This window comes from Cellulomonas sp. IC4_254 (assembly GCF_011603975.1).
GTDB lineage: Bacteria > Actinomycetota > Actinomycetes > Actinomycetales > Cellulomonadaceae > Cellulomonas.
In genome coordinates this window covers 1-2,762 of record NZ_JAANNB010000308.1, presented here as the reverse complement: position 1 = coordinate 2,762, position 2,762 = coordinate 1, and the positions used below count along the sequence as shown (strand labels likewise).

At 77.4% G+C, this 2,762-nt stretch carries 2 protein-coding genes and 1 pseudogene; all 3 read left to right on the top strand.

The window, feature by feature from the left end; all coding sequences use genetic code 11:
• On the top strand, positions 1-1,398 hold a 1,398-nt coding region (locus tag G6556_RS18190), incomplete at its 5' end, for a sensor domain-containing protein (RefSeq protein WP_346774999.1).
• 46 nt (positions 1,399-1,444) lie between these two features.
• On the top strand, positions 1,445-2,110 hold the full coding sequence (locus G6556_RS18185; protein ID WP_166944470.1) for a response regulator transcription factor: 666 nt from the start codon (positions 1,445-1,447) through the stop codon (positions 2,108-2,110).
• A gap of 161 nt (positions 2,111-2,271) precedes the next feature.
• Positions 2,272-2,762, top strand: a pseudogene (locus G6556_RS18180) (hypothetical protein); the annotation flags it as partial.

The following is a 2,762-nucleotide window of genomic DNA, read 5'->3' as shown; positions in this document are numbered from 1 at the left end:
GCCGGGCCGGCCGCGCCGCACCCCGGCGGACCGCACCCCTCCGGCGGGGCGCCGCTCCCGGTCGCGACCGTCCCCGTGCACCTCACCGCCGACCTGCCGCGCGGCGCGATCTGGGCGCCCGGCGTCATGGGACGGACCTGGCGCGAGTACGGCTACCTGTTCCTCGCGCTGCTGATCGCCCCGTTCGCGTTCGCGTACGCCGTGGTGGCGGTGGTGCTGCCCCCGTCGGTGGCGATCACGGTCGTCGGCCTGTTCGTCGCCGGCTGGGTGGTCGTCGGCGGACGCATGTGGGCCGCGCTGTACCGGGGGATGGCGCGCGGGATGCTCGGCACGTCCATCGCGGCGCCGATGCCGCGCCGCCGCCGGCGCGGGTTCTGGCGCCGACTCGGCGTGCTGCTCGGCGACGCGCCCGGCTGGCGCGGCGTCGCGTTCGGCGCGCTGTCGCTGCCGCTGGCGATCGTCGGGTTCGTGGTGCCGACGACGTTCCTCGCGGTCGCGCTCGGCGGGACGACGCACTGGTTCTGGTACCGGTGGCTGCCGCTGCAGGAGGCCTCCGACGGGACGCTGCACCGCGGGGCGTCGTTCGGCACCGACTACTACATCGACACCCCGCCGCGGCAGTGGATCCTGATCGCGGTCGGCCTGCTGGCCTTCCTGGCGTGGCACCGGCTCACCCTCGGGTTCGCGCACCTGTTCCGGCTGCTCAGCACGAGCCTGCTCGGCCCGACCGCGTCCAGCCTCCGGGTCGCGCACCTGGAGCAGACCCGCGGCACCGCGGTGACCGACGCGGACACCCGGCTCCGCCGCATCGAGCGCGACCTGCACGACGGCACCCAGGCGCGGCTGGTCGCGGTCGCCATGCAGATCGGCGACGCCCGCGACCGGCTCGCGCACGAGCCCGCCGCCGACCCGGCCACGCTCGGCCTGCTCGACGAGGCGCACGGCGCGCTCAAGGACACCCTGACCGAGCTGCGCGAGATCGCCCGCGGCATCCACCCGCCCGCGCTCGACAACGGGCTCGCGGTCGCGCTCGAGACGCTGGCCGCGCGCTGCCCGGTGCCCGTGACCGTCGACGTCGACCTGGCCCGCGCCCGGCCCGCGCCGGAGGTCGAGACGATCGCCTACTTCGCGGTCGCCGAGCTGCTCACGAACGTCGTCCGGCACTCGGGCGCGACCGGCGCGTACGTCCGGGTCGAGGCCGACGGCGGCGCGCTCTGGCTGCGGGTCCGGGACGACGGCCACGGCGGCGCCCGGCTCGGGCTGCCCGGCGCCTCCGGCGGGTCCGGGCTGGCAGGCCTGGCCGACCGGGTCGCGACCGTGGACGGCGAGCTCGACGTCGACAGCCCGGCCGGAGGCCCTACGGTGGTCACCGTGCACCTGCCGCTGAGCGCCCGATGAGCCGACCGGACGTCCGCCCCGCCCGCCACCGCCTCGGAGGTGCCGCGTGCGGGTCGTGATCGCCGAGGACTCCGTCATCCTGCGCGACGGGCTCGGCGCCCTGCTCGCGCGCCGCGGGCACGAGGTCGTCGCGGCCGTCGGCGACGGCGACGCGCTCGTGCGCGCGGTCGCGGCGCTCGCGGCCGACGACGCGCTGCCGGACATCGCCGTCGTCGACGTGCGGATGCCGCCCGGGTTCACCGACGAGGGGCTGCGCGCCGCGCTGACCCTGCGCGAGACCCACGCCGGCCTCGGCGTCCTGCTGTTCTCCCAGTACGTCGAGACCCGGTACGCCGCGCAGCTGTTCGGCGGCGACGCCCGCGGGGTCGGCTACCTGCTCAAGGACCGGGTCGCCGACGTCTCCGACTTCCTCGACGCGCTGGAGCGGATCGCCGACGGGCGCACCGTCCTCGACCCCGAGGTCGTCACCCAGCTCATGGGTGCCGCACGCGTCGACCCCGGCATCACCCGGCTCACGCCCCGCGAGTCCGAGGTGCTGGAGCTCATGGCGCAGGGCCGGTCCAACGGCGCCATCGCCGACGCGCTGGTCCTGACCTACGGCGCGGTCGAGAAGCACGTGACGTCGATCTTCGGCAAGCTCGGCCTCGCCCCCGACGCCGGCGACCACCGGCGCGTCCTGGCCGTCCTCCGCTACCTCAACCTGGAGGCCTGACGCCCCGCGGCCGCGGCCGTGGCCGCCCTGGCCGTGGCCGCCGAGGTCGGCGGTCGCGCCCGAGGTCGGCGGTTGCGCACCCCCTCCCACGGACGGAAGCCACGACCTCGCGCTAGCGTCGGTCGCGCGCGACCCGCGCCAGCCGACGGAGGGACCCCGCCATGCCCAAGCTCACCGCACCGCAGCTGCTCTGGACGGGCGTCGCGCTCGTCGTCGTCGGGATCATCGGCGGCTGGGTCGGGCAGGCCCTGCTCATCGAGCTGCTGTACCGGGCGTCGTGGCTCTACGGGTTCGCGCAGACCGTGGGCAGCGCGCTGACCGTGGTCGGCGCGGCGCTGATCGGCGGGGCGTTCGTCGTGGGGGCCCTCCAGCGAGGACCGTCCGCGCCCCGGCCCGCGGCGCAGCCGGCGCCGTACGGCGGCACCCCGGGGCAGCCCGGGGGCGGGTACCCGGCGGCGGGCGGATACGGCACCCCGGCGACCGGCGGGTACGGCGTGCCGGCCCCGGGCGGGTACGCGGCGCCGCCGTCCGGCGGGTACGCGACGCCGCCGCAGGGCGGGTACGGCGCCCCGGGCGGGTACGCCGGCGCTCCCGGGCAGCCCCCCGCGCCGCAGCAGGTGCCGTCGCCCTACGGCACCGCGCCGACGGAGCA